The organism is Legionella navarrensis, assembly GCF_052527415.1.
In genome coordinates this window covers 40,023-66,241 of the sequence record NZ_JBNVZR010000006.1, presented here as the reverse complement: position 1 = coordinate 66,241, position 26,219 = coordinate 40,023, and the positions used below count along the sequence as shown (strand labels likewise).

Sequence of the window (26,219 nt, the reverse complement as noted above, 5' to 3'; positions counted from 1 at the left end):
TTCATTATTGAACAGAATAAAATGAGCCACCTTAATCCTGCCTACCGAATCTTCGATGCCTAATTTACATAAACTGATAAATACTGATCCTGATGCGTTCATGTCGGCTCTGGCAAATGAGTCTGATCCTTTTAGTCATGACCTGGCGATGAAGCTGGATGAACATGATCCTTTGGCTGATTTGCACAGGAAATTTTCATCTGGTGACATAAAGCCGTTTGCTGGCCATTCTCTTGGGCCGGTGTTCTGGCCGGCTGTTCGTGAGTATGGGCGTATTAATAAACTGCAGGCAAGTAAGCTGCACGATGGTCATTTTGAAAAAACTCGTGCCATTAGTGGTAACTGGTTTGATTGTGATATTGATCCCGATGCTGTCAGTGCCATGCAGCCCATGCTGGGCTTTGCTGATTCCTCTGAATTTATCTACACACAGGAAGGATTGTCTGCCAATCTTGGGCGTCTGTTGTCGACATTTTATATGCCATCTAAAGCCGATTGGGAGAGTGGTAAAACAGGTATCTGCTATCTGAGCAATGAGTTTTTTTCGGATCAGGCTATTATTCACTCAGTCTTAAAAAGAGGTATCCTGACGGCAGCTGGGTTTGACCTGTTCGCAGGCGGCAGGCGTCCTCCGGAGGTTGATGAGCTGTGTTTTAAAATTCAGGCTGATGCGCGCGGATTGTATAGTGAAGACTTCATTATTGAGTATGTTAAAACTCATGCACGAAACATCCAGATTTTGCATTTGTCTGATATTGTATTCAGCACCGGCCAGCGTCTGGATATAAAACGAATCCTGGATGAATTAAGTGAGATATTGCAGCAGCATAAAATTATTGTCGGGCTCGATTTGGCTCATACGGTCGGCAACCGGCCTATTGATTTGAAAAGCCTGCCTGTTACCTATGCCGTATGCTGCGGTTATAAATATTTAACTGGCTCGGCTGGCAGTGGTGGTGGTTTTTACGTAGATAAAGAGATTGATCTGGAAACATATGCGCCCATACAGGGATGGAAGGCGGCACGTTCCAGTGAGGTTTTTCAGGTTATTGACGGTTATAACCCCGATATCATGATGCAGCGTGGTGCTGTTGCGTTTCGATGCAGCAATCCCTCACCTGTTGCTATAGCTCCAGCACAGCAATATATGCAAACCATGCACGCCATTGGCTGGGACAAATTGATGGCACGCTCAGAATCACTGACGCGCTATCTGCTGGCTTTGCTGGAAAAGGTTCTAGGCGACAAAATAGAATTCATTACGCCTTTGGACGCCAGTCGTCGTGGGGCTATGCTGGTTTTTCGCATTAAAAATCTTCAGAATATTCACGCTTTTGAAGTGTTGCTGAAAGCAGACCACTCGCCGGTTAAATTCGAGGTGGATACCCGTCCTCCCAATAATATCCGTGTCACAGCCCATTATGGCTATACCCGGTTTGTCGATATTCATAGTCTGGTAACACGCCTCGAGCAGGTTATCAATCAACGATTGATGGCTGAACAGCAAGAGCGCCTGTCGGGTTCGGCAATGCATGGATTGTTTGGACAAAGTAAATCGGCTTCATCTGACGCATCCGCTCTGCCAGTGCGTCTGCAGGCGAGGCTATAGAGCGTTGCCGGTTATCACTGGGTTGATGACCGGCATATGGCTTTCGTTCTGTGGTTGACAAATCACCTCACCAGCGTGCTGATTTTATCGCATAAATAACCCGCCATTAACGTCAATGGTTTCACCGGTGATAAAATCATTTTCAATTAATAGTTTAATTGCCGAAGTTATATGTCTGGGTTCACCTATCATACTCAGAGGCGTCATGGCGGCTATGCTTTTTAATTCTTCCTCTGATGTTAATCCATGATGAAAAGGGGTGTTAATATAGCCCGGAGCGATAGCATTTACGCGGATTTTTGGGGCAAGTTCATGAGCCAGGCCTCGCGTGAAGGAGTCAATGGCTGCTTTCGCTGCGGCATAAACGGTGGCAGTTGGTGCGCCGGTACGCATAGAGACAGATGTGATATTTACGATACATGGTGACATGCTTCTGTGAAGTAAGGGGATGCATAATGAAGTCAGATACATGGTCGAGAAGGCATTCAGATGAAAAATTTTTTCCAGTAAAGGCCAGGTTATTTCCGATGCACTGTGTCTTTCATCCAGCCCACCTGCGTTGTTGATCAAAATATCAAGCTTCCCAAACTGATTTTCAATGAAGGATGCAAGTTGTTGACACCCTTCTTCAGACGCTAAATCAGCCTTGATGAGATAGGGGATTCCTCCGTTTTTCTCAACATCGGCGGCGACTTCTTCTGCGCTGTCCCTCGATGAAAAATATTGAATAATGATTTGGTTATCCTGAGACAGGTCTGTTGCAGTCAGGGCACCTATCCCTGTGCTTGATCCTGTAATCAATATGACCTTATTCATGCTATCTCCTGTATTGAGGTATCTGTTGCATTATCTGATGGGATTATTGCGGACATCGATTGTGTCGATGTCCATTTATTACCTTAAATTTTTTACTTCACGCTGGAAAGCCAGTCAGTAATAGCCCTGGCTGTTTGCTCGACAACCCTTATCAGCTGGAGATAAAGCTCGTTTTGGAGGTGCGAATAGCCCGCTTTCTGGTAGCGTTCAAGGTATTGGCAGGCATATTTCATGCGTGTGGTTCCACAATACAGTGCGCTGCTCTTCATTTTGTGGGCTGTTTTTTCTACGGCCTTCCAGTCTTGCTCCGCATAGGCGTTTTTAATGGCCTGCAGATCTCTTGGCAGATCGTCGTGCAGAAGAATCGTCACAAGTTCTTTCATGGTTTCAATTGAGCCGAGCGTTTCCAGACCAGCATATACATCAAGTAAGGGGTATTGGTCGATTTTAAACAGCTTATCGTCAGTATTAAGGAGGTCACTTGCGGATAACTCCCCATCGGATAACGGCTGTTTTCGTTTAGGCAATATGTAATGCTTAAGAATATCCTGCAGGGTACGCAGGTTAATGGGTTTGGTTACTATCTGGTTCATTCCAGCTTTTAATGACTCTTTTTTTGTGGCGCTGACAGCATGAGCGGTTAATCCAATAATAAACGTCGGCTTTCTTCCAGAGCGACTTTCCATTTCACGAATAGAGGTGGCCAGTTCATTACCGGATATGCCCGGCAAACCAATATCTGACAGGATAAGATCAAACTCATGGGCTTGAATGAGCTCCAGAGCCTGTTCGCCGGTGCTTGCCGATAAATACTGGCAATCGGCTTGTTTAACAATCGATTCTACCACCTTTAGCGCAATCGGATTATCTTCTACTAAAAGAACGACAGGAGGAGAGCATTCTATTGAATGTGTATTGAGAGTATACGTGTCTTTATCTTTTTCATCATCAAAATGATACGTATGATGAACTGGTGAGTCCTGTGATTCCGCTTCAATCGTTTTGCCGGCAACGTTGACCGGTATACTGACCTTGAATGTCGTCCCTTTGCCTACCTGGCTTTCAAGACTGATATTTCCCTGTAGTACGGCAATATATTCCTGAACGATATGCAAACCTACACCGTAGCCGGTGTAATGACCTTTATAGGATGGATCACCACGGTAGAATCGCTCGAATACCTTGTGCTGATTTTCCTTGGCGATACCGGGTCCCGTATCGCTTACCAGTAACTCAAGTTGACCGCTTTCAGGATTGATATGTTTGTATTGAACTTTTATCCCAACCTGGCCCTTATCTGTAAATTTTATTGCATTACCCAGAAGGTTTAGCAAAACCCGATGAAGCTTTACCGGATCGGTAATAATAAATTCAGGGACATTACTATCTACATCCAGAGTCAGCTCGAGGTGCTTTAATTTAATGGTTGGCAGCTCCAGATCGGCAATATTTCGCAGGAGCTGATTGATATTAACGGATTCAAGATTAACGGAGCCTTCCTGATTTTTCCCCAGCGATACGATATCCAGAACACTGTTAAGTAATGCGAGCAGCTGTTCGCCACTGACATTTACCCAATGAGCATGCTCCTTTTCCTCTTGTTTCTGAACCTCCTGCTCTAAGAGAGCTGAGATACCAATGATTCCTGTTAAAGGAGTGCGGATATCATGGCTCATGTTAGCCAGAAACTGATCTTTAGCCAGGTTGGCTGATTCCGCCGCTTCCTTGGCTGTTATCAGATCAGCTTCCATTTTTTTACGCTCAGTAATGTCTATGGATGTACCGACAATGCCGATAATTGTTCCGTTTTCATCACGTAAAGGGGCCTTAATTGCCGTAAAATATTTTATTTCGCCTGTTGAGATGTCTTGAATCGTCTCTTCCTGAGAAAGGACCTTTCCTGTTCTCATCACCTCATCATTGTGGCGCTTAATATACTCGGCCATGTCAGGTGGATATAATTCAAAAAGATTTTTTCCCACATAGGCCTCAGCCAACAAGGCTCCTGTAGCCTTAAAAACGGCTTCATTCCCACCTAAAAGAATGCTGTTGGCATCTTCCCAGTAAATTGGGGCAGGCAGGATTGGGGCGACAATTTCAAGAAGTTCAAGTATGCTGGCTTTTTTTGTCACGTACAAGCTCCCGCTGTATATAGTTAATTACCATTTCGCTGGTTATAGGAAACCATTCAAAGCCTAATTGTTTCAAAATGGCATCTGTACGATCCTGAAAAATACGAATAGCAGTTGAAAAGCCGTGCCATTCATTTAACCACCGACGATGCAGCAGAAAACGCTCGATTGGAATTTGATACACCGGGTTATCTACATTGTCGATTATATTCGTAATAAACTCGTTTGTCGTCACCATCCTGACCTTGAAGGCGGCTTCTTCCGTGAGAATTCCACCCAGGTTGCATAATACAGGATTCGCTACGTGGTAAATGTTATTTGTCAGCTCTTCTTTATCAAACAGCTTCACAATGGCTTCTGCCGTTAAATCTGCCGGAGACACTTCTTCCAGGCCAGTTTCCGGGGAGACTTGTCCTAAATTGATCAAACACTTAAGTCGGGTAAAAAAGCCATTGTCTTCAATATTTTCCTGCGCGCGACAGTTGCTCGAAATAAAAGCCAGGTTCCCTATGCGATAAATATTACTGTTTACCCCTTTTTTTCTGTATTTCATTACAATTTTTTCACCCTCATATTTCGTTTTTACATAAACATTCGAGCGTCCTTCCAGGTTATCACCCGCATCATCCTCAGTAAAAATATACTGGTCGCTGTTGTGAACGTAACCCTCATTCAGCACGGAAAGGGTAGATATATAATGAAAATTTTTCATTCTGGTTAATTTGGACAATTCTAACAGGTTGATAGTGGCCTGCACATTTGCCGAATAAAACCGTTCGTAGTCACCATAATGTTTTGTGAGAGCAGCGGAATGTATCACGCTGTCAACCTGCTCCAGCAGCATTTGATAATCTTCTTTTGACAGACCCAGGTCCTTTTGTTCAATATCGGCTGCGTAAACAAACAGGCGCGTATTGCGAACATGATTCAGGCTCTGATCAAAGTAAAATTTAAACTTGTAATTGATTCTTGTAAACGCCTCTTCATGAGACTCGGCGCGTACCAGCAGGAACAAACTATACTCCGTCGATGTTAAGAGCGTGTTGAGAAGGTTACAGCCCAGAAAACCGGTAGCGCCCGTGAGGAGGACATTAGCAACAGGCAATGGCCTGCAATTGATAACACATTGATTTACTGAAGAGAAATAGCTGTCTAATTTATCTTTAAACCGCTCTGGAATATCTGGGGTATTTTTTCTGGCTTGATAGTCTAATCGGATTTTTTCCAAATTATTCTTTAAGTTGTCTTTAATAAAGGGAATACTGCTCGCAATTTTTTTAGGTGTTTTCAGATTAAAGATATCGGCGACATTAATGTTAAAATTAGCCTGTAAGCTTGATACCAGGCTTATCGCCATAATGGAGCTTCCCCCCGATTTAAAAAAATCATCGAGGATACCCACTCGCTCAACGGCCAGTATTTTAGCAAATGCCTTGCAGACCAGTTCCTCTTTCTCATTTGCTGGAGGCACATAGTTGTCATTTTGAGTGAAGACTGGAACAGGAAGCGCCTGCCTGTCCAGCTTGCCATTTGGTGTTACAGGTAAGTGGGTTAAATGAACCAGCACGCCTGGGTGCATGTAGTCTGGTAAATGTGCTGCCAAAAAGTCCTGAATCATTGTTTCTGGAATTTTTTCGTCGGCAACATAGTAGCCTGCCAGAAACTGGCTGCTGGTATGACCGTCTTTTGCATCAATCTGTTTTTTCACCATTACCACAGATTGCTTAATTCCCGGGTAGCTCGATAATACCGATTCTATTTCCGCAAGCTCGATGCGATAGCCTCTCAGTTTGACCTGATGATCATTACGTCCCAGATATTCAAGGTTTCCGTCAGGAGTCCATCGAACCAGGTCGCCTGTTTTATAAAGACGAAAATTAATGCTTTGGATTTTTTCTTCTTCTGTCTGAAAGGGATTATCAATAAATCGCTCAGCTGTTAAGGTACTCTGATTCAAATAACCTTGAGCTACGCCGGCACCACCTATATACAATTCGCCAACGACGCCTATTGGTTGTGGAAGCATTTGTTTGTTTAACACGTAGGCGCTCGTGTTGGCTATAGGCTTTCCTATGAGATTCACTTCACCGTCTTTAAGCTGAAGACCCGTTGCATAAATTGATGTCTCGGTTGGGCCATAATAGTTAAACAGTCTGGTTTTATGTGACCAATAAAGCGCCGTTTCTCTATCGCAGGGCTCTCCTGCGTAAATAATTCCAGCCAGGGACGGGTATTTGATGCGGGGCAGGTTAGCGAGTAAAACGGGTGGTAAATAGCTGTAATTGATTTGATTATCGTTAATGTATTTCCCGGTTAAAATGACATCCTGTCTGAGTGTATTACTTAAGACATGCAACTCATCGCCCTGCAGCAAGGGTACAAAAAACTCCGAAACAGACACATCAAATGCATAGCTGGTAAAGGCCGTGATTTTTAGGGGGCGGCCCGTGTCCTCATCAGGTCTTCGGTAAACGCCTGCCATGGCATGCAGGGTGTTAACCACGCTTTTATGCTCAATCAGTACGCCCTTGGGTCTACCTGTCGTACCGCTTGTATAAATCACGTAAGCAAGATTTCCACTGGTACCGGCGGTTACGATGTCGGATTTATCTAAAGCTGTCAGTTCTTTCTGCAGTTTTTTACTGTCAATGGCCATGACGCTGATATTTTTTCGATTTGCAGCTTCATGAAAATCAGCTGATCCAGACAAATGCTCAAGCTTATCCTGATGGGTTTCATTGATAAGAATTATTTTTGCCTGGGTGTCCTCCAGAATATACTCTATCCGCTCCCTGGGGTAACTGAGATCAAGGGGGACATAAGCTCCCCCAGCTTTTAACACCGCTAGAATTGCAATGACTGTGTATTCATTTCTATCCAGTAACAATGCGATCAGGTCGTCGGGTTTAACCTGATGGTGAAGGGTTAGATAATGGGTAAGCTGATTCGCTTTTTCATTGAGCTCCGTGTAGGTTAATCTAACATCCTCAAATACAAGCGCCATATTATCGGGCGTCCTTTCTACCTGCTCCTCAAATAAATCTATAAGCGTTTTGTCTTTTGGGAACGGTTGAAACGTCTCGTTAAAACCGTATAAAACCTGCTGACGCTCCGTGGCAAATGTTAAATCCATGTGCAACAGGGGTTGAGCAGGCGCATCTAATAGTTTATTTACGAAATTAAAAAAGCGGGATAATAAGGACGACGTCACCGTTTCTGGAAAGATTCCAGATAAAATATCACAGCTAAAGCTAAGGCCATTCTCATAGCTTCTGTATTTGATACTGATGTTAGCATTGGCAATCTGAGCGTATCCTTTGCCTTTAATCGGGGTCCCTTCCAGTACAAGATCGTTTGGTTTTGCATGGTTTGAGCAGGCAAAATTTGATAGAAGACCTATGTTGGGGCTAAGACTTATTCTTAGCCTTGCAAGATGCTTGAAAAAATCCAGATTATTAATGCAAGACTGCATCAGACTGATATAGGTGTCTTCCTGTCTAAGAATTAATGGAAAAGTAAGAGTATTTATAAAGCAGCCGGAAATAGATTTGTCCTTACGAATATTAACGGGATAATTAATAAGGGTTTTATCCTGATCACCAAGCTTCGCAACAAACACACCCCAGGCCAGTAATAATAAATTAAAAATACTGATATGTTGCTGCCGGGAAGTCTCCAGCAGTTTATCTGAGATAAATGCGGGCAGTACTCCGGTATAATGTTCGATTCTGGCTTTTGATTTTGTGTCAAAATAGTCCATTCCATCAGCAATGTCATTAATTGTTTGAATGTATTCGGCAAGGCCCTCAAGGCTGCTTTTGTCCTGAAGCTGCGGCTCCATTGCTACTCTTGATATATAGGTTTCAGCTTTTTCCTGCGTGATTTTTTTACCCGCCAGTAATTGATTTAAATCAGAAATAAACTGTTCCAGGCTCATGCCATCCATCAAAATATGATGAATATTAAACAGAATAAGATAATTATCCGTGTCAGAGTTTTTGATTACATTTACCCTGATGCATGATTTCTTATCAATTTCATGTGGTTCACTAATCAGCGCTTTTTCAAGATTATCAATATCAGAGTCAGCAGCGTTAAAATAATGTATTTCAGCAGGAAGGCTACCATGGATTTGAGCTGTAACCTTTTGATGTTCGACCGTAAATGTCTGCCTGAGACAGGCCTGTGATCGGATGAGCTCCTGAAGGGCGTCAAGCAAGAGGGATACACTGGCTTCCCCTTTGAGCTGATAGGAAAAGCATAGGTTGTAGGAATCGGTATGCCCATCTGATTGATGAGCAAAATAGAAAGGCAACACACTGTTATGTACATCATATTTTTTCATAACACTGCTCCTCGTCCATGAAAGCAAGGATACAAATAATCAGCACTATAGGCCTTTCTATGACAGAAAACCGGGTTGCGACTGTCTGGATTAGCTGTCGATTGGGGAAGGTTCCAAAATCAACATGCCTATGCGTATTATGCTTCCAATGCACGCGTTTGTTATTTACTACCGAATCGGTCTGTTCTTCAGTAGTCCTGCTGTAATTGGAAATACAATAAACATTATTTGTCAGCATAGGTAACCTGCTTATAAGGCTTGTTATGATTATAGTTGAATCTTTAAGCTATGTTAGATTCCTCGAAATCAGTAAAACACATGTATGCGTTATCCGACGAGAGAACACCCAGGAAAGATATGTCTGACGATAAGAAATATCTTCTTTCATCAAAAAAATACATTGCAGATAAAGGCAGCGGATTATGCCAGTAAATTTGCATGGTTACAGCCAGAAAAATTCATATTTCAGTTGTCAATCAGGCATTGAAATGTAACATTTTTGCTAAAGTGACAGGTTGAAAAAACAAGTCATAAAGATTGTTGGCAAGTATAGCTGCTTATGATTGCATTTTTCAATAACAGTGTTGCAAACATTCGTTCAATGTTTATGGCCAAAACCTGAAATTAATTCATTTAGTTGCGATACAGGCCCTGTTTATCAATATAGTTTTTAACGGATTCTGGAAGATGAGTTTTTACGTTCGTACGGTTACGAACAGCAGTGGACGAAATATCGTGTTGGCCGGCATTGAAGAAACAGATAAGGCCATGAGGCATGGTTTTTAATTCCCGAGCGTTATTGGTCAGATGCCCGGCAGGCAAACCATGTAGGGATGCGTCGGGCCTGGCATGTCCCGGACGCTCGATTACCAGTAAATTTGCAAGCATTAAAATCCGCTGCCAGTTGTGCCACCTGGGGAGGCTGGCAAAGCTGTCGGCGCCCATCAGGAAGTTAATGGAAACCTTTGCTCCCATCTGCCTGCGGTAGTCTTCGAGGGTGTCGACGGTGTAGGATGGTGTGTTGCGCTGCAGTTCGCGTTCGTCGATTTCAAACGGGTATTGGGGATGTTCGTTGAGGGCCAGCCTTAACATGGTCACACGCTGTTCCGCGCTGGCCTTGGCCTTATTTTTCAGCACGGGAATTTTGCAGGGCAGAAAAATTACGCGCTCAAACTGAAAGTGGTCCTGGACCGCTATAGCTACCTTGATATGCCCGTTGTGTACCGGGTCAAAGGTACCGCCAAATATCAGTATACTATGCAGGGCAGCCAATTTGTTTTCCAGAGCACAGGGTTAGTGCAATTAGCTCGAAATTATTCCATACCTGTCGGTTGTGGCCCGTTTTTATATCAGAATCCAATTTATTGCAAAGTCGTAGCAGGTTGGTCAGTGTGGCTGGCTGGCAGCGTCCTGCGGCCTTTAGATACAATCCTTGCCGGCTGGACCATATTTTTAATTGTGTTGCCTTGTCGCGCAGAGTACCAGGCTGGCCTGCAAAGGGCTGTAGCTGCATGAGCAGGCGTGTTTCCTGAGTCAACAGCCATAGAACAAGGGTGGCTTCGGTTTTATTAGCGGCAGCCTGCCTTAGCAGCAGAAGTGTCTTAACGCTGTCACCTGTCAGGCAGGCATCGGCAAGCTCATAGAGTGAATATTCGCACTGATTAATAAGCTGCTCTTTTACCGTTTCGGCAGTCAAGGCGGTACCAGGTTCGATAAGAATCGCCAGCTTATCCAATAGCTGAGAGCAGGCCAGCAGATTCCCTTCGTTGTACTGTTGAATCAGGGCGGGGATGCCGGGATCGACCTGAGCGCCCATTGCGTTTAATCGCGAGCTTATCCATTGTCTTATCTCAGTGGGAGAGGGCGTTCCAATTGACATGACGTGTACGGAATCATGACTGGCCAGATTGCTGACTTGCTTAACGGGCAGATCTGGGGCGCGTATCAGAATCAGGCAACGTGAATTCGGGGACTTCAGGTAATGTTCCAGCATCGCCTTTCCACTGGCATCCAGTGTCTTCTTGTCAAAACGTACATCCAGCAGCACCGTGTTGGAAAAAAGCGAGTAACTGTTTGCCTCTTCTGCCACGCGCTGCCAGTCACTGGCGTTATGGATGTGAATAATGCTCTGCTCTACGTCAGCACCGGACTGCTGTGACCAGGTTTTCTTGATTAATACAGCCAGATTATCCAGTTGCAGGGGTTCCTGGCCAATCAATAGAAACACTGATGGCAGGGTCTTATTAAGACGCAGGTTAAAGCCGTTTTGCTTGATTAACATAATGTTTCAACGACCCAGTCGGCTGATGATTTGCATGACAGCATCCTCGCGCATGTCACGGGTAATCATGCTTTCTTCTGAGTCGGAGCCCAGTATACGATTGTTATTAACCGTCAGCTGGCGTGTTACTGCAATCAGGCGGGATGAAACAATCGGCGCTGCCTTGCGTTTAACAAGCGAATAAACCACGCTATACAATAGCTGATACTGGCGCGGCGTGGTACTGGCACTGACGCTGGTGATTTTTTGCTGCAGGCTGTCCTGCTCAATAATCAGGATGTAGTCAGCACGGGCGGGATCAGGGTTGATGCGGATCTTATAGGCTCTTAGTTGCTCTTTTAACAGAGGCACCAGATCTTTATGTCCGTTTTGTACAACAATTGCTATATTATTTAGCCATGGAGGTATATCAGCCATGCCGCGCAGCCTGAAACCACAGCTGCTGAGCAACAGGGCGATTGTCGCAACAATGAAATAACGCCAGATCGCCCGTTTAAACATTTATTTAATAACCAGGTTAATCAGACCCCGGTGAGCAACGACTATCGATTTCACGATGTCTTTGCCCTCAATAAAGGCATGAGCCTGTGTTTTTGCCAGCTCAATCAACTGCTCTTCAGGTGTATCCACAGCGGCAGTGAACTGCGCGCGCAGTTTTCCGTTGACCTGAACGACATAATCCTGCTCATCGCTTTTAAGCGCGCTTTTATCGACCTTTGGCCATTTGGCATCGATAATGGCCTTATCGTAACCCAATTGTATCCAGAGGTGATGACAGATATGCGGCGTTATCGGCGCAAGCAGTCGGAGGAGGATGCTCATGCCAGCGTTCAGTGCGTAGGCTTCTGCCTCCGTCTCGACAGGATGAGCTGACAGTTCGTTAAACAGCTTCATGCATCCGGAAACGACGGTATTGAACTGGTGTCGCTCATAATCCAGATTGGCCTGAGCCAGAATCTGATTGACATTGTATCGAGCTTTTTTCAATCGTGAGTCAGCCTGTTGCCAATCGATATGACCGTTTCCGTCGGCAATAGCTTCATTGGTATTGCGCAGCAGTTCCTGATTCTGATACGCGAAGGCCCACAGTCGCTTGAGGAAGCGGTGCGCACCCTCTACGGCAGAGTCCGACCATTCCAGTGATTGTTCTGGTGGGGCTGCAAACATGGTAAACAACCTCGCCGTATCGGCGCCATAGGTATCAATCAGGTGATTAGGATCGACAATATTGCCCAGGGATTTAGACATCTTATGGCCATCCTTCAAGACCATGCCCTGCGTTAACAGCGCCTTGAAAGGTTCATCTGAATTGACCAGTCCTTCGTCACGCATCAGTTTATGGAAAAAGCGTGCATAGAGAAGGTGCATGACAGCGTGTTCGATACCGCCAATGTATTGATCAACCGGCGTCCAGTACTTGGCGCGATCATCGAGCATGGCGTTATCCTGACCCTTACAGGCAAAACGGGCATAGTACCAGGAGGATTCAAAGAAGGTATCGAAGGTATCGGTTTCGCGCGTAGCGTCCTGTCCACATTTAGGGCAGGCAACATGGGTAAATTCAGGGCAGTTGGCCAAAGGAGATCCGCTGCCGGTTAACTCGACATTTTCGGGCAGTGTAACGGGTAAATCCTGTTCCGGTACCGGAACGATACCGCATTCTTCGCAGTGAATCATGGGGATAGGAGTTCCCCAATAGCGTTGACGCGATACGCCCCAATCCCGCAGACGATAATTAATCGTGGTTTTACCCAGCTCATTGGCTTCGAGATATTCGGCAATACGATGAGCCGCCTCTGTCGACGGCAGACCATCAAATTCCCCGGATGCCATGAGCGTACCTTCTGCTGTGTAAGCAGATTTTGAAAAGTCATGTATACCGCTTGCTGGCTCGATAACCTGTATGACGGGAAGCTGATATTTGCTGGCAAACTCCCAGTCGCGCTGATCGTGTGCGGGAACTGCCATAACAGCACCAGAACCGTACTGCATCAAGACAAAATTGGCCACCCAGATTGGGATGTGTTTGCCTGTCACTGGGTGAGCAGCAGTAAATCCGGTATCAATGCCACGTTTTTCCATGGTAGCCATATCGGCTTCAGCCATGCGAACACCCTGACAGCTGTCCAGGAATGCCTGAACCTCGGGACGCTGACGGGCGGCCTCTTTGGCTATGGGATGATCCGGCGCAACAGCCAGATAGGTTGCTCCCATTAATGTGTCTGGGCGCGTGGTGTAGATTTTTAAGCGCTTGGGTAATTCATTAACCTTAAAAAATATTTCGGAGCCTTCTGAACGACCGATCCAGTTGCGCTGCATTTGCTTAACCCGCGCAGGCCACTCGGTGAGCGTATCCAGATCGCGCAGCAACTCATCCGCATAGGCGGTGATTTTAACAAACCATTGAGAAATCTCACGGCGTTCGACAAGGGCACCAGAGCGCCAGCCGCGGCCATCAACTACCTGTTCGTTGGCCAGTACGGTTTGATCAACCGGATCCCAGTTAACAACCGCATTTTTTTTATAAACCAGCCCCTTTTCGAAGAGTCGAATAAAAAACCACTGTTCCCAGCGATAGTAATCCGCGTCACAGGTTGCAAACTCACGTTTCCAGTCGTAGGCATTGCCGAGACGCATGAACTGTTCTTTCATGGACGCGATGTTCTTTTTAGTCCATTCGGCTGGAGGTATGCCATGTTTAATGGCCGCATTTTCCGCCGGCAGACCAAACGCATCCCAGCCAATGGGCTGAAGTACGTTTTTACCAAGCGCACGCTGATAGCGGGCTATCACATCGCCGATGGTATAGTTACGGACATGCCCCATGTGCAGGGTGCCGCTGGGATAGGGGAACATGGAAAGACAATAGAATTTTTCTTTATTCAGGTCTTCAGTGACATTGAAACATTGTTTTTTGTGCCAGTACTGCTGGGCCTGTTCTTCAATTTCTTGCGGTTTATAACTGGTGTCCATAGATTTAGAACTTTTCTCAATAAGGTTGGTAAGGATAACGTCTCTTGCTGTTTGCAGCAATAGGCGCGTCGCGGTCTTTTTCTGTCAGCAGTCGGTAAATCAGCGCACAGGCCATGATCAATAAGGAAAATATCATTATGGGCAGATCACCGTATAAAACCCAGGGCGTCGTGCCAGTGGAGGGGTGGATTTCTGATTTCAGCAGGCCGTCACGGAAGGCGGGCAGTGATGACTGAATAAGCCCCTGAGTATTGATAATAGAGGATAGACCATCATTGTTGGCAACGACCTGATAACGGGCACTTGCCATCGAGAGAACCTGAGCCATTTGCAACTGCTGGTAGGGCGCAAGCGAACGACCGAACCAGCCGTCATCACTGATGGATACGATCCACTCCGCTCTGGGCAGCTGTTTGCGCAACAACTCACCATAGCCTATTTCGTAGCAAATCAGAGAGGCGACCGGATGACGATGGACTGTGACCATTTTTTGATTGCCATGACCGTGTTTGATATTGGCTTCCGGCAGGCCCAGCCAGCTGCTGGCGATTAAAAAGGGTTTCGGTATGTATTCTCCGAAGGGAACCAGATGTTGCTTGATGTAGACGCCTTTAGCCTTGCCAATGCCGATAAGCGAGTTGAAGTAGTAGTCTTCGCTGCTGGGCGTTGGTTGTGGAATACCCAGCAGAATCGCGCTGCCGGCCTGTCTGGCTTCCTGATCCAGATTGCTCAGAAAATCATTGACGTAGCTCGGAGGTAACGGAATCGCCGATTCTGGCAGAACAATCAAATCAAGGCCCAGCAGTTTTTCCACATCGCGTTGGTAACGTTCCAGTAATTGCCAGAAGAGAGTTTCGTCCCATTTGTCCCGCATGGACATGTTGGCCTGGACAACTCCAATCGATATGGCTTTTGTATTTTTTGTTGCCCATTTTACCGGTTTCAGTGCCAGTGGTGCTAAAATCAGCAGCACAAAAGCAATCAGATACAGGGATTTTTGAGGATTTTGATTGTGGCGGGCAGACGTTGCCAGCAGACAGGCTGCCAGGCAGGCAACAAAGCTGGCACCATAAACACCGAGCAGAGGGATCAGGTATCTGATGGGTGAATCAAATTGTCCATAGCCAGTCAGCAGCCACGGAAAGCCCGTAAGAAAACTGGCGCGCGTATACTCACTTAACACCCACAACGCACTGAATACAAAACATGAATATACAGTACCAGGCTTTGTAGTCAGGCTCTTAAAGCACAAGGCTGACAGGGCTGGAAACAAGGCAAGATAAAGTATAAACAGCAAGGTAATAAGTGACGCCACGCTGCCATGCAGATGCCCGTAATCATGAATACTGACATATATCCACGAAACACCGAGACCAAAAAAGCCCAGACCAAACAGAAGACCGGATAAAAAAGGTGATTCATCCTTTTGAGCACTGAGATGATAATAGAATAAAGCCAGGCCGAGGATGGCCATGCCGGGTAAATGGAACGGAGCAAAACCCAGCGGCAATAACAGTCCGAAGAAAAAAAAGCGCAGCGGACGAAGTCCTGTCGTTTTTTTCAAAAAGTGATTGTATTGAGTTTTGAAAATTGAGTGGATCATTAAAGCTGAAAATTGAAAAATGTTTCTTACGATAAAGTACGTCAGCTGAAAGGTCAAGAAATGGACTGTTATTGGTGAAAGGCGCAGACTCTGCCGATTGGTTTAATAATGAAGCAGATTAAGTAAGCGCCATCAGGCCAAGGGTCGACATGAATATCAGGAACATTGTGATGAATATTCATTGGATCTGTTCTTTATTGGTGGCGCATGTATTGTTTTAGATCATTCGGCCGCTAAATATATTGTAATCCCTGCTCTAGAACTCCTGTTTCATTGATAAGTGCATAGATGGACGGGTGCTGAGTTCATTAAAATAACGTGCAATATGCGACCACTCCTGGATGTTGATGTTAAAATAGCGGCACCACAACAGCATGACAAAGAGATACGCATCCGGAAGCATGAAATGGTCGCCTGCCAGAAATTGGCTGTGCTCGAGGTGGTTATTCACATAGCTTAATTTCTTTTTTACAGCAGGAATAAAAATCTCATCTTTGACGTTCTGAGGCAATGCCGGGTTGAACATCACGCCTATGCCTTTATGTAATTCTGTGGTAATGAAATTAAGCCATTCCAGTACGTAATATCGCTCAAAATGTCCAACTGCGGGAAGCAGGTTATCGGCATGATGAGTATCAGCCAGATATTGCAGAATAACCGTGTTTTCAGTCAGCATATGGCCATTATCCAGTTGCAGTGCCGGAACGTAGCCTTTTGAGTTAATGGTGAGAAAATCCTTACCGCTTTCAGTCGTTTTATTCTGTAAATTAACCGACTCGTACTCGCAATCCAGTCCGAGTTCATTAATCACAATACGGCAAACCATGGAACAGGCACCTTTGGCATAAAACAGCTTCATCATTGCTCCTTAATTGTTAAATTCCTTAAATCATAACGGACAGACCTGCGCCTATGTAGTGCTCGAACCCGCCCGGATAGCCGCTTAGATGCTGCGAACCACTAAAATCAAGCGCCACGTTTGGTCTGATTAAGTATAAAATTCCGACATCGGCATTAAATCCCGAACCTTCTCCATAGCCCGTTTTGCTTTGGCCATAGACCTCCGCATACACACTGCTTTTGTCATTCAGGGACCAGGTTAGCACCAGATCCGGGTTAAGGCTGTAAAATCGCTGTCCGCCATCCAGACGCGATTCGGTGATGCTGCTGCCCCCAGCCATCAAGGTCAGATTCAGGCGACTGTTGATATTGTAGCTGATGATGGCGTTAAAGGCCTCGCCGATGTGTTTGTTACCAAAAGCGGCGCTGCCATCCGGTAAATTGACCAGACCCTCAATGGTGACAAGCCAGGTGTTGTTGTACCACAACTGATGCTTTAAGCCTCCGCTTGTCTGTGTAAATCCTGCGGTTGGGGCTATGGACTGTTGAATGTAGTTGGGTGCCAGAAGAAAAATTTCGCTGTTGTGGGGCAGGCCAAAGCGAAACTCTGCTGATGGGTAATTCTGCTGATTACCTGAGGGGTCACGCAGCGTCTGGTTTTGATAACCCATCTCAAATTCAAAGCGCCCGGCAGGAACGGAGCAGGCGCTGTCGGCATTATTGGGCCTGTCGACAATATTCAGCAGCTGACCGGGGCCGTGGCATGGATTTTCCATGGCCAGAGCAGGGTGAGCATTCATCAGTGAAAGGAGCAGTATCGTGCTGCGTCTCATAGCGTCACATGGTAATATGGTTATAAATGAAGACGTTATCATAGTCTGCCCTTCGGGTCACGCAATGACAGCGCTGCTCGTCTTTTTCATGTATACTACTGCTTTTTCCATTTGGTTTTGATAGGTAGGTGTCGTCCACGCGCAGGCGGGGACGACACATGTCAATACCAGGCGGAATATTCGCTTTCATATCGGGTATATCTTTTTTTTCGGAGTTTTATGATTGATTTGCACAGCCACAGCAACTATTCGGATGGCCTGTTGTCGCCGCAGGAGTTGCTGAACAAGGCAACTGAAGCCGGGTTGACGATGCTGGCATTAACCGATCACGATACGGTGGATGGTCTGCAGGCCCTGCAGCAGGCTGACAATCCAGGAGGCATCCGGTTGATCAACGGCATCGAAATCAGCACGCGCTGGAAAAAAAGCGATATCCACGTTCTGGGTCTTGGTATTGATCCTGATAACCAGGTCCTGACGGATTTGCTGCTCGCACAAAATGAGAGCCGCAGAAACCGCGCCATGTTAATTGCTGAAAAAATGCAGATGCTGGGCGTTGACGATGCCTACAGTAAAGCCTGTGAGCTTGCGGGTCATGATCGCATCGGTCGTCCTCATCTTGCGCAAATCATTGTTAACGAGGGCAAGGCGCGCGATATGCAGGCTGCATTCAAACGATTTCTTGGGCGAGGGAAACCAGCTTACATAGCAACCGCCTGGGCTACTTTTGATGACGCCGTGCAGGCTATTCATGCCGCTGGTGGTCTGGCTGTTCTGGCGCATCCACTGAAATACAAACTCACCCGCACCAAATTATATGAACTTATCAGCGATTTTAAACTGGCTGCAGGTGATGGACTGGAAGTGGTCTCGGGAGATACCACCGCAACAGAGGCGCAGGAGCTTTCGGGCCTGTGTATGCGCTACCAGTTGTTGTCATCTACGGGCTCTGATTATCATGGTGGTGTTTTATCGCGTGTTTTTCTTGGACGACAGCGACAACTCCCGCTAAACTGTACGCCTGTTTGGCATCAATGGAACTATTGACAGGGGACTTTAATGAGTCAGTTTTTTGCTATTCACCCAGATAATCCGCAGGCCAGGCTGCTGCGACAGGCGGCGGCGATTATTGAGGAGGGTGGTTTGATTGTTTACCCAACCGATTCCGGGTACGCGTTTGGCTGCAGGCTGGGTAACAAGTCTGCACTGGAACGTATTCGAATGTTGAGGCAACTGGACAAAAATCATAACATGACCCTGGTCTGTCGTGATTTGTCTCAGCTGGGAACCTATGCACGGGTGTCCAATCCTATTTTTCGTCTGTTAAAGGCATTTACGCCTGGCGCGTATACCTTTATCTTGAATGCAACGCACGAAGTGCCACGCCTGATGCTGCATCCTAAGCGAAAAACTCTGGGATTGCGTGTCCCAGAAAACAACATCACTCTGGCCTTGCTGGAGTGTCTTGACACGCCCCTGATGAGTACTACCCTGATATTGCCGGGCGCCGATGCGCCGCTCAGCCAGCCTGAGGCTATCAAGGATTTACTGGGAACAAGAATTGACTTGATCATCGACGGTGGAGACTGTGGTCACGAGCCAACAACCGTTGTGGATTTAACCGGTGATTTGCCACTGGTAATACGAGAAGGGAAGGGCGATCCTGAGCCCTTTAGATAACAGCTGCAGAGGATTTAGATGTCTGGATTATTTGGTTCCAATAAACGGGTTGTATCGGGAATGCGTGCGAGCGGTCGCCTGCATCTCGGACATTATCATGGTGTGTTAAAAAACTGGCTGAACCTGCAACACCAGTATGACTGTTATTTTTTTGCGGCCGACTGGCATGGCCTGACGACGCGCTATGATGAGCCGGGTGTCATTGAAAACATACTCTGGGATATGATTGTTGACTGGCTGGCCTGTGGTGTTAACCCCGGCTTATCCAAGGTATTTATCCAATCCTGGGTTCCCGAGCATGCTGAGCTGCATTTGCTCTTATCCATGATAACCCCGCTTGGCTGGCTGGAACGGGTTCCGACCTACAAGGATCAACAGGAAAAACTGCAGCATAAGGATTTATCAACCTATGGTTTTCTGGGGTATCCACTGCTGCAAAGTGCCGATGTGTTGCTTTATAAGGCAGAGCTGGTACCCGTTGGAGAAGATCAGGTAGCACACGTTGAGCTGATTCGTGAGGTTGCCCGCCGTTTTAATCATATTTATGGGCGTGAGCCAAATTTTGAAGCCCTGGCCCATGACGCCGTTAAAAAAATGGGTAAGAAAAACGGCAAATTATACAGCGAGCTTCGCCGTGCCTTCCAGCAGGACGGTAATCATGAATCGTTAAATACAGCCAGGGCCCTGATTCTCAATCAGCATAACCTGTCGATTGGCGATAAGGAGAGATTGCTGGGCTTTCTGGATGGATCTGGCAAAATCATATTGCCCGAACCGCAACCCCTGCTGACGGAAACGTCAAAAATGCCGGGAACAGACGGGCAGAAAATGTCTAAGTCTTATCATAACACCATTTCTCTGCGTGAAGAGTCGGCTCAGGTCGAAAAGAAAATTCTGACCATGCCTACCGATCCCGCCCGGATTAAACGTACGGATCCAGGCGATCCGGATAAATGCCCTGTCTGGCAGCTGCACAAAATCTACTCGGATAACGAGGTTAAGGACTGGGTACAGACCGGATGCCGGACAGCAGGTATTGGTTGCATTGACTGCAAACGCCCTGTCATTGACGCAATCAATAAGGAGCTGGCTCCTATTCAGGCGTCCATCAAAGAATATGAGTCAGATTTGCCGTCGGTGAAACGTCTGGTCAGTGACGGCAGCGAGGCCGCTCGGGAAGAGGCTCATAAAACCCTGAAAGAAGTACGCGAAGTCATGGGGCTGGACTACTAATGTCTGCTGCGGCATCTGAGTTGCCTGTACTGGCAATTGTCAGCGGTCAGGCAGTCACCGAAACACCGGCTGATTTGTTTATTCCGCCAGATGCCCTGAGAGTGCTGCTGGAGTCGTTTTCAGGTCCACTGGATTTGCTCCTGTACCTGATTCGTCGACAGAATATAGACATTCTTGATATTCCAGTGGCGCACATTACCCGCCAGTATATGCAGTACATTCAGGTTATGGAAGAAAACCGGCATGAACTGGCTGCTGACTACCTTGTCATGGCGGCCATGCTGGCGGAAATCAAGTCGCGACTGCTGTTACCGGTCAGCCGCGAGCAGGATGAAGAATCCGATGAAGATCCGCGCATGGTGCTGGTACGCAAGCTGCAGATTTATGAGCAGTTTAAACAGGCGGCAGAAACACTGGATACCCTGCCTCGCTGTGAGCGTGATCTGTTTCGTATCGTGCTTGAGGCGCAGGGGCTGCAGACAATTATCCGTCCGCCCGATGTTGCTCTGCAGGCTCTCAGCGATGTCATGTGTGATATTCTGACTCGACAGGGTCATGAGGTTAATCATCAGATTACGCGCGAGCCCTTGTCGGTTCGCGAGCGTATGGGCATCATCCTTGAGCGTCTGCAGTCGGGTGAAACCGTCACGATGACAGCCTTGTTACAAATAGAGGAGGGTCGAATGGGATTGGCCGTAACCTTTTTAGCGATTCTGGAGCTGGCCAGGCAGTCTTTATTGCTGCTGACCCAGACCAGTCCTTATGCTCCAGTTTACCTGCAGGCTATTCAACATGGATGAAACCGACCTGAAATACCTGCTGGAAGCCTTGCTGATGAGTTCGGACAGCCCTCTGTCCATAGAGCAGCTGTCCAGCGTATTTGATGAATGGCAAAAACCGGAGCGTGCCGCCATTTTGCGCGCGCTCGATGCGCTGGCCTCCGATTACCAGCAGCGGGCCATTGAGTTAAAATGCGTAGCCAGCGGTTATTGCATACAGACCAGGGAAAAATTTGGCGTCTGGATAAGCCGTTTACAGGCAGATAAGCCCGGAAAATACTCTCGGGCTCTGCTGGAAACCCTGGCCATTATTGCCTATCGCCAGCCTGTGACACGTGCTGATATAGAGGATATCCGTGGTGTAAGTGTCAGCAGTCCGATGCTGAAAACCTTGATGGAGCGCGACTGGATTAAAATTGCCGGTCATCGTGACGTACCGGGAAAGCCGGCTGTCTATGTGACAACAAAAGCATTTCTGGACTATTTTAATTTAAGCAGTATTGAACAATTACCTCCCTTACCAGACAACATGGACAGTAATCCGGTAATTTCTGAAAACCTTGTTGAAGAGTGTGTTAGCTAATGAGTAAAGAACGCTTGCAAAAAATACTGAGCCAGGCAGGACTCGGATCACGACGTGAGATGGAGCGATGGATTGAGCAGGGCCTGGTGGCCGTAAATGGCAATCCGGCCAAAGTAGGGGATAGTGCCGGCCCTGACGATCGCATTTTTGTAAAGGGCAAACTGATTGCCAACCCCTTACGCAGCAAAAATAAAACACGGGTATTGATATATCACAAACCTGTGGGAGAAATTTCCAGTCGTCATGATCCAAAGCATGATAGAACTGTTTTTGATGCGCTGCCACATCTCAGGCAGGGGCGCTGGATTCAGGTCGGCAGGCTCGATATTAATACGTCAGGATTATTGTTGTTCACTAACAACGGCGAACTGGCCAATCAGCTGATGCATCCAAAATATGAAATGGAGCGTGAGTATGCTGCCAGAGTACGTGGTCAGGTGAGTGATGAGATCATTAAAAAGCTGCTGAAGGGTGTGGAGCTGGACGATGGTCCGGCGCAATTCAAACGCATTGATTTTAAAGGTGGGGAAGGCGTAAACAGCTGGTATCATGTGGTGCTGACGGAAGGACGCAATCGAGAAGTGCGTCGATTATGGCAGTCGCAGGGAATTGAAGTGAGCCGCCTGATACGTGTCCGTTACGGTAACGTAACCATGCCGCGCTTTCTGACACGTGGTCAGTGTTACGAAATGACCAGTAAGGAAGTAGAGGCCTTATGGCCAGCAGCCGAGGCGAAGTAGCCCTTGAGCTATGGCTTCAGATTTTTACAGAATGCTCCTTTCTCCCTGTTTTTAGGGAGAAGGGAGCGGGGATGAGGGTTGGCCTGGCTGAAAACAGGCGAGCCATAACCCCTTCCAATCACCTGTGGTCTCGTTTCCAGCTTTCACGGGTTAATTCAGAGTCTTGTGACAGGTAATCCGCGAACTTTTCACGTTCCCTGGGAGATGAAAACAGCAACTGACCTCGTGCCAGAGCCAGCATTAAACTGCTGGTTTTTCGCTGCAGGGCGTTATTCTCATCTGATGCCTTCTTCACAACCGGTAAAGAATGCGCTTCAGCCTCCATTTCTTTCCTGATGCGCGCTAAGTCATTCCTGCTCAGTTTTTCCTGTACTAACCACGTGGTCAGACTGTGCTCGAACCGGTCCAGTCCGGTATTAATTCTCCTCTTGAGCTCCCCCAGCTTATCTAGAATATGCATCGATGCTGTGAAGGTATTTTTGGTGCATTGAGTTAATTCGTATTCAAGTTCTGAAATAAAGACGGCTTTCTCATATTCTTCATTGTATGGCTCTAGATATGGCTCCTGGTACGGCTCCTGGTACGGCTCCTGGTACGGCTCTTCGCGCGGAGTCAGCAGGTCTGGCGTTTGGGTGCTCGTGCTGGCAACAGGCGCAGGCTGCGGAACAAGAGTATCTATATGCATGCCAACCCTGAGTTTTTCTGCCATATCGACTTTCATCCGCGTGACAAGGCTTGCGGGTAGTTGAGACTTCACGTTGTCTATCACCGAATGGAATTGAGTTATGGCCGTGTAACAGAGCTCCAGGCGTTGTTTTTCATTATAATTATTTATTGTCATGTGGTTGTTAGCCCTTAACACTCCCCGCTCCAGTTGAGAGTTGAATTGCGCTATCAGCAATCCTCGATCAATCTGTACATATAGTTTTTTTATGAACAGTCCATCACTGGCATGAGAGTAATTGTCAAACAAAACGTGACGGGGTTCCGTTGTCGAAAGCAGGGGTAGTCCAGTTACCCTCTCAACCATCATCCAGATTGTGTCGTGGATTCGTTGGTAAGCCTGAGTTCTAAATGCAGCTTCTTCGTCTTGATCTTCAAGGTTATATGCCCTCAAATCATCATCAACCGCTGCGGTTTTAAGCTGTAGCATCTTTTTGACCTCGGAGATAATATGCTCCTTCTCCGTTGTTGTTAATGCAGCCCGTTCGGAGCTGTTGATTGTCTGGTCGGCAATTGGACCAACTGCCGCGATCGCTTCAGATACATATTCATTGCTACTGCTCATAAAGACACTCCTGTTTGTCTACAAAAAATAAACATCTCATCGCGTTTTTGTCTAAATATTCAATTAAAATAGAGGCATACTTTCAATAGGTTAGCCAATATAGACAAAAAATAGCTCCTTTCCACGTGAGTATACGAAGAGCCGACAATAATTCCCAGCATTTTTTACTGAACAGCGACATGGCTGTTTTTCTGCATTTTTAAAAGAATGACAAATCATCTGGCATACCCGATAATTGCTCATGATCCAAACATTGCTGAGCATCATGAATGAAATTGTTTAAGCACCTGTATCTGCAAGTCCTCATTGGCATTCTAATCGGTGTGGCGCTGGGGTATTGTCTACCGGATGCGGCTGTGCAGTTCAAACCTTTATCCGATTTGTTCATCAAGCTTATTAAAATGCTGATAGCCCCAATCATATTTTTGTCCCTGGTATCCGGTATCGCGGGCGTAGGCAATATACGGGCCCTCGGTACGGTTGGCAGTGCTGCCATGATCTATTTTCTGATTATGACCGTGTTCGCCCTGCTTATCGGCCTGATCGTCGCGAATCTGTTCACCCCTGGGGCTGGTCTGAACATCGATCCGGCCACGCTCGATATCGAGGCTGCCAGGCACTATATTGGCGCTCAGCATAAGGCATCAAACGCGGTTGAGTTTATTCTAAACATCGTGCCAGATACCTTTGTGAGTGCCTTTGTGGACGGCGAAATTCTACAGGTACTGCTGGTTGCTCTGCTGTTTTCTGCCGCATTGATACTGCTGGGAGACGATGGCGCGCCGGTAGTGAAAGGCATTAATCGTCTGGCGGCCGTTTTTTTCAACATCATTCATCTGGTCATGCGTCTCGCGCCGCTGGCTGCATTTGCGGCCATGGCTTTCAGTATCGGTAAATACGGTCTTGAGCCAATCGTTAACATGATGACACTCTTGCTTTGTTTCTATGGAACCTGCCTGATCTTCATCACGGTGATTCTGGGCAGTGTATTAACGTGGTATTGCAGAATCAATGTGTTCCAGCTCCTGCGTTATCTTAAAACCGAGTTGTTTATTGTTCTTGGCACCTCTTCATCAGAGACCGTATTGCCCAATCTGATGGAAAAGCTGAACCGCCTGGGTTGTGACCAATCTGTTGTTGGTCTCGTTTTGCCTGTTGGTTACTCATTCAATCTGGATGGGACAGCGATTTATTTAACCATGGCCGCCATGTTTATTGCTCAGGCAACCAATATAGATCTGTCTGTATGGCAGCAATTGTCTCTCCTCGGCATCATGATTCTCAGCTCAAAGGGGGCAGCGGGTGTTGCTGGCAGTGGGTTTATTGTGCTGGCCAGTTCGCTGGCTGCAACAGGCCAGGTTCCCGTGGCCGGAATTGTGCTGATTCTGGGGATCGATCGCTTTATGTCGGAAGGGCGCGCGGTCACCAACATGCTTGGCAACAGCATTTCTACCATCATCATATCCGCCTGGCGGGGCGCATTTGACCGGGAAAAGGCGCAGCGTGTTCTGGCCCTCCACTCGAATGTTGGCTCATAAATTGCTTTTAATTCACTGAGGCTGTTTCATCGTCTTATAACGATAACATACCGAGCGAAGGATCATCATGTCCAGATTACTAACAATAGCTTTGTTTCTGTCTGCATCGCTGGCAACAGCACAGACACGCGAAATTGCCATAACCATCGATGATTTGCCTTTGGTTGCTTCACAGATGAACACGCCCGGCAATCAACAGCGGGCCACGGAGCGTTTTGATAAAATCGTTCAAACCCTGGTTGATAACAATGTTCCGGCTACGGGTTTTGTCATCGCCGGTGCCATCGAAAAAGGGCAGTGGGCTTTTCTTGAGAAATTCCATGATGCTGGTTTTGTAATTGGTAATCATACCTACTCGCACTACAACCTTAACCGTATGAGTGCGGATAAATACATTGCCGACATTGACCGCGCCGACAAAAAACTGGAGCCATTGTTCTCCGGGACGAAGTACTTCAGATACCCTTATCTGGCGGAAGGAAACAAAGACAGTAAGCAAAAGGTGCTGGACTACCTGGCTGAACATAATTATGTGATTGCGCCGGTAACCATCGACAGCCAGGATTTCCGTTTTAATGAGCGTCTGTACAAAGTGCCGTTCCGTACGCGCGGTGACTACGTTCAAAAGCTCAAGCCTCAATATTTGAGTTACATCTGGAAACAAACGCTCAATGCCGAAAAACGAGCTCGCGGAAATTCCGGGCGGCAGATTTTGTTGATTCATGCCAACGTACTCAATAGTTATCTGCTGGGTGATATCATCGAAATGTACCGTAAAAATGGTTACACTTTTATTACACTTGCTGAAGCACTCGAAAATCCAGCCCCGGAGATTTTGCTGACACCTGCCGAGAATAAGGGCGTTGAAAGCGAACAGGCCGGGACTGCCGATTTTGAACTGATGCGCTTCATCAGCGACGCCAGATAATTCAGAAAAAAATAATCA

21 protein-coding genes are annotated in these 26,219 nt (G+C 46.8%); 9 read left to right on the top strand and 12 right to left on the bottom strand.

Features of this window, described 5'->3' with window-relative positions; genetic code table 11:
• Positions 1-55 precede the first annotated feature (55 nt).
• Positions 56-1,609, top strand: coding sequence for an aminotransferase class V-fold PLP-dependent enzyme (locus tag ACQUTA_RS05460; protein ID WP_444987204.1), 1,554 nt, complete (start codon positions 56-58; stop codon positions 1,607-1,609).
• Positions 1,610-1,693: 84 nt separating this feature from the next.
• Here ACQUTA_RS05460 and ACQUTA_RS05455 read toward each other — a convergent pair whose 3' ends face one another.
• From ACQUTA_RS05455 to ACQUTA_RS05405, 11 genes are all read right to left on the bottom strand, one after another.
• On the bottom strand, positions 1,694-2,425 hold the full coding sequence (locus tag ACQUTA_RS05455; protein ID WP_444987203.1) for an SDR family NAD(P)-dependent oxidoreductase: 732 nt from the start codon (positions 2,423-2,425) through the stop codon (positions 1,694-1,696).
• Between the two features lie 92 nt (positions 2,426-2,517).
• The gene (locus ACQUTA_RS05450; RefSeq protein WP_444987202.1) at positions 2,518-4,557 is read right to left on the bottom strand and encodes a PAS domain-containing hybrid sensor histidine kinase/response regulator; all 2,040 of its coding nucleotides are present in this window, start codon (positions 4,555-4,557) and stop codon (positions 2,518-2,520) included.
• Entirely contained in the window at positions 4,532-8,902 is a 4,371-nt protein-coding gene (locus ACQUTA_RS05445; RefSeq protein WP_444987201.1) for a non-ribosomal peptide synthetase family protein, read from the bottom strand. The genes ACQUTA_RS05450 and ACQUTA_RS05445 overlap by 26 nt, the downstream gene beginning before the upstream one ends.
• A 633-nt stretch (positions 8,903-9,535) precedes the next feature.
• A complete protein-coding gene (gene nadD / locus ACQUTA_RS05440; protein WP_444987200.1) occupies positions 9,536-10,174 on the bottom strand; it encodes a nicotinate-nucleotide adenylyltransferase in 639 nt (212 codons plus the stop codon).
• Positions 10,158-11,183 carry a DNA polymerase III subunit delta gene (gene holA / locus ACQUTA_RS05435; RefSeq protein WP_444987199.1) on the bottom strand — a complete coding sequence of 342 codons (1,026 nt, stop codon included), beginning with the start codon at positions 11,181-11,183 and terminating at the stop codon, positions 10,158-10,160. The genes nadD and holA overlap by 17 nt, the downstream gene beginning before the upstream one ends.
• 6 nt (positions 11,184-11,189) lie before the next feature.
• A complete protein-coding gene (locus ACQUTA_RS05430; RefSeq protein ID WP_444987198.1) occupies positions 11,190-11,684 on the bottom strand; it encodes an LPS-assembly lipoprotein LptE in 495 nt (164 codons plus the stop codon).
• Positions 11,685-14,156 (bottom strand): leucine--tRNA ligase, encoded by a 2,472-nt coding sequence (leuS, locus tag ACQUTA_RS05425; protein WP_444987197.1) that lies wholly within the window; start codon positions 14,154-14,156, stop codon positions 11,685-11,687.
• A 16-nt stretch (positions 14,157-14,172) separates the two neighbouring features.
• Positions 14,173-15,720, bottom strand: a complete 1,548-nt coding sequence (gene lnt / locus ACQUTA_RS05420; protein WP_444987196.1) for an apolipoprotein N-acyltransferase — start codon at positions 15,718-15,720, stop codon at positions 14,173-14,175.
• A gap of 295 nt (positions 15,721-16,015) precedes the next feature.
• On the bottom strand, positions 16,016-16,621 hold the full coding sequence (gene gstA, locus ACQUTA_RS05415; RefSeq protein WP_444987195.1) for a glutathione transferase GstA: 606 nt from the start codon (positions 16,619-16,621) through the stop codon (positions 16,016-16,018).
• A gap of 22 nt (positions 16,622-16,643) precedes the next feature.
• Positions 16,644-17,432: a transporter gene (locus tag ACQUTA_RS05410; RefSeq protein WP_444987194.1), complete on the bottom strand. Its 789-nt coding sequence runs from the start codon at positions 17,430-17,432 to the stop codon at positions 16,644-16,646.
• Between the two features lie 4 nt (positions 17,433-17,436).
• Positions 17,437-17,622, bottom strand: a complete 186-nt coding sequence (locus tag ACQUTA_RS05405; protein WP_444987193.1) for a hypothetical protein — start codon at positions 17,620-17,622, stop codon at positions 17,437-17,439.
• Positions 17,623-17,651: 29 nt separating this feature from the next.
• On the opposite strand from ACQUTA_RS05405, the gene ACQUTA_RS05400 reads away from it, so the two are divergent.
• Genes ACQUTA_RS05400 through rluB form a run of 6 tightly spaced genes read left to right on the top strand, consistent with a single transcriptional unit; the run spans position 17,652 to position 22,447 of the window.
• Positions 17,652-18,479 (top strand): PHP domain-containing protein, encoded by an 828-nt coding sequence (locus ACQUTA_RS05400; RefSeq protein ID WP_444987192.1) that lies wholly within the window; start codon positions 17,652-17,654, stop codon positions 18,477-18,479.
• 12 nt (positions 18,480-18,491) lie between these two features.
• Positions 18,492-19,112, top strand: coding sequence for an L-threonylcarbamoyladenylate synthase (locus ACQUTA_RS05395; RefSeq protein ID WP_444987191.1), 621 nt, complete (start codon positions 18,492-18,494; stop codon positions 19,110-19,112).
• A gap of 18 nt (positions 19,113-19,130) precedes the next feature.
• A complete protein-coding gene (locus ACQUTA_RS05390) occupies positions 19,131-20,345 on the top strand; it encodes a tryptophan--tRNA ligase (RefSeq protein ID WP_444987190.1) in 1,215 nt (404 codons plus the stop codon).
• Positions 20,345-21,145, top strand: a complete 801-nt coding sequence (locus ACQUTA_RS05385; RefSeq protein ID WP_444987189.1) for a segregation and condensation protein A — start codon at positions 20,345-20,347, stop codon at positions 21,143-21,145. The genes ACQUTA_RS05390 and ACQUTA_RS05385 overlap by 1 nt, the downstream gene beginning before the upstream one ends.
• A complete protein-coding gene (scpB, locus tag ACQUTA_RS05380) occupies positions 21,138-21,707 on the top strand; it encodes an SMC-Scp complex subunit ScpB (RefSeq protein ID WP_444987188.1) in 570 nt (189 codons plus the stop codon). Before ACQUTA_RS05385 ends, scpB begins: the two co-directional genes overlap by 8 nt.
• Positions 21,707-22,447 carry a 23S rRNA pseudouridine(2605) synthase RluB gene (gene rluB / locus ACQUTA_RS05375; protein WP_444987187.1) on the top strand — a complete coding sequence of 247 codons (741 nt, stop codon included), beginning with the start codon at positions 21,707-21,709 and terminating at the stop codon, positions 22,445-22,447. Before scpB ends, rluB begins: the two co-directional genes overlap by 1 nt.
• A gap of 118 nt (positions 22,448-22,565) precedes the next feature.
• Here the strand turns inward: rluB and ACQUTA_RS05370 are convergent, their stop codons facing one another.
• Entirely contained in the window at positions 22,566-23,735 is a 1,170-nt protein-coding gene (locus tag ACQUTA_RS05370; RefSeq protein WP_444987186.1) for a hypothetical protein, read from the bottom strand.
• A gap of 269 nt (positions 23,736-24,004) precedes the next feature.
• Between ACQUTA_RS05370 and dctA the strand changes: the two genes are divergently transcribed.
• On the top strand, positions 24,005-25,273 hold the full coding sequence (gene dctA / locus ACQUTA_RS05365) for a C4-dicarboxylate transporter DctA (protein ID WP_444987185.1): 1,269 nt from the start codon (positions 24,005-24,007) through the stop codon (positions 25,271-25,273).
• Between the two features lie 67 nt (positions 25,274-25,340).
• Positions 25,341-26,201, top strand: coding sequence for a polysaccharide deacetylase family protein (locus ACQUTA_RS05360; protein ID WP_444987184.1), 861 nt, complete (start codon positions 25,341-25,343; stop codon positions 26,199-26,201).
• Positions 26,202-26,219: the final 18 nt, after the last annotated feature.

Bases quoted from the DNA above. Each gene is read 5' to 3' on its own strand.
- ACQUTA_RS05460 (WP_444987204.1), top strand. From the start codon at position 56: ATGCCTAATTTACATAAACTGATAAATACTGATCCTGATGCGTTCATG.
- ACQUTA_RS05455 (WP_444987203.1), bottom strand. From the start codon at position 2,425: ATGAATAAGGTCATATTGATTACAGGATCAAGCACAGGGATAGGTGCC.
- ACQUTA_RS05445 (WP_444987201.1), bottom strand. From the start codon at position 8,902: ATGAAAAAATATGATGTACATAACAGTGTGTTGCCTTTCTATTTTGCT.
- holA (WP_444987199.1), bottom strand. From the start codon at position 11,183: ATGTTAATCAAGCAAAACGGCTTTAACCTGCGTCTTAATAAGACCCTG.
- ACQUTA_RS05430 (WP_444987198.1), bottom strand. From the start codon at position 11,684: ATGTTTAAACGGGCGATCTGGCGTTATTTCATTGTTGCGACAATCGCC.
- leuS (WP_444987197.1), bottom strand. From the start codon at position 14,156: ATGGACACCAGTTATAAACCGCAAGAAATTGAAGAACAGGCCCAGCAG.
- gstA (WP_444987195.1), bottom strand. From the start codon at position 16,621: ATGATGAAGCTGTTTTATGCCAAAGGTGCCTGTTCCATGGTTTGCCGT.
- ACQUTA_RS05410 (WP_444987194.1), bottom strand. From the start codon at position 17,432: ATGAGACGCAGCACGATACTGCTCCTTTCACTGATGAATGCTCACCCT.
- ACQUTA_RS05405 (WP_444987193.1), bottom strand. From the start codon at position 17,622: ATGAAAGCGAATATTCCGCCTGGTATTGACATGTGTCGTCCCCGCCTG.
- ACQUTA_RS05400 (WP_444987192.1), top strand. From the start codon at position 17,652: ATGATTGATTTGCACAGCCACAGCAACTATTCGGATGGCCTGTTGTCG.
- ACQUTA_RS05395 (WP_444987191.1), top strand. From the start codon at position 18,492: ATGAGTCAGTTTTTTGCTATTCACCCAGATAATCCGCAGGCCAGGCTG.
- ACQUTA_RS05390 (WP_444987190.1), top strand. From the start codon at position 19,131: ATGTCTGGATTATTTGGTTCCAATAAACGGGTTGTATCGGGAATGCGT.
- ACQUTA_RS05385 (WP_444987189.1), top strand. From the start codon at position 20,345: ATGTCTGCTGCGGCATCTGAGTTGCCTGTACTGGCAATTGTCAGCGGT.
- scpB (WP_444987188.1), top strand. From the start codon at position 21,138: ATGGATGAAACCGACCTGAAATACCTGCTGGAAGCCTTGCTGATGAGT.
- rluB (WP_444987187.1), top strand. From the start codon at position 21,707: ATGAGTAAAGAACGCTTGCAAAAAATACTGAGCCAGGCAGGACTCGGA.
- ACQUTA_RS05370 (WP_444987186.1), bottom strand. From the start codon at position 23,735: ATGAGCAGTAGCAATGAATATGTATCTGAAGCGATCGCGGCAGTTGGT.
- dctA (WP_444987185.1), top strand. From the start codon at position 24,005: ATGAAATTGTTTAAGCACCTGTATCTGCAAGTCCTCATTGGCATTCTA.
- ACQUTA_RS05360 (WP_444987184.1), top strand. From the start codon at position 25,341: ATGTCCAGATTACTAACAATAGCTTTGTTTCTGTCTGCATCGCTGGCA.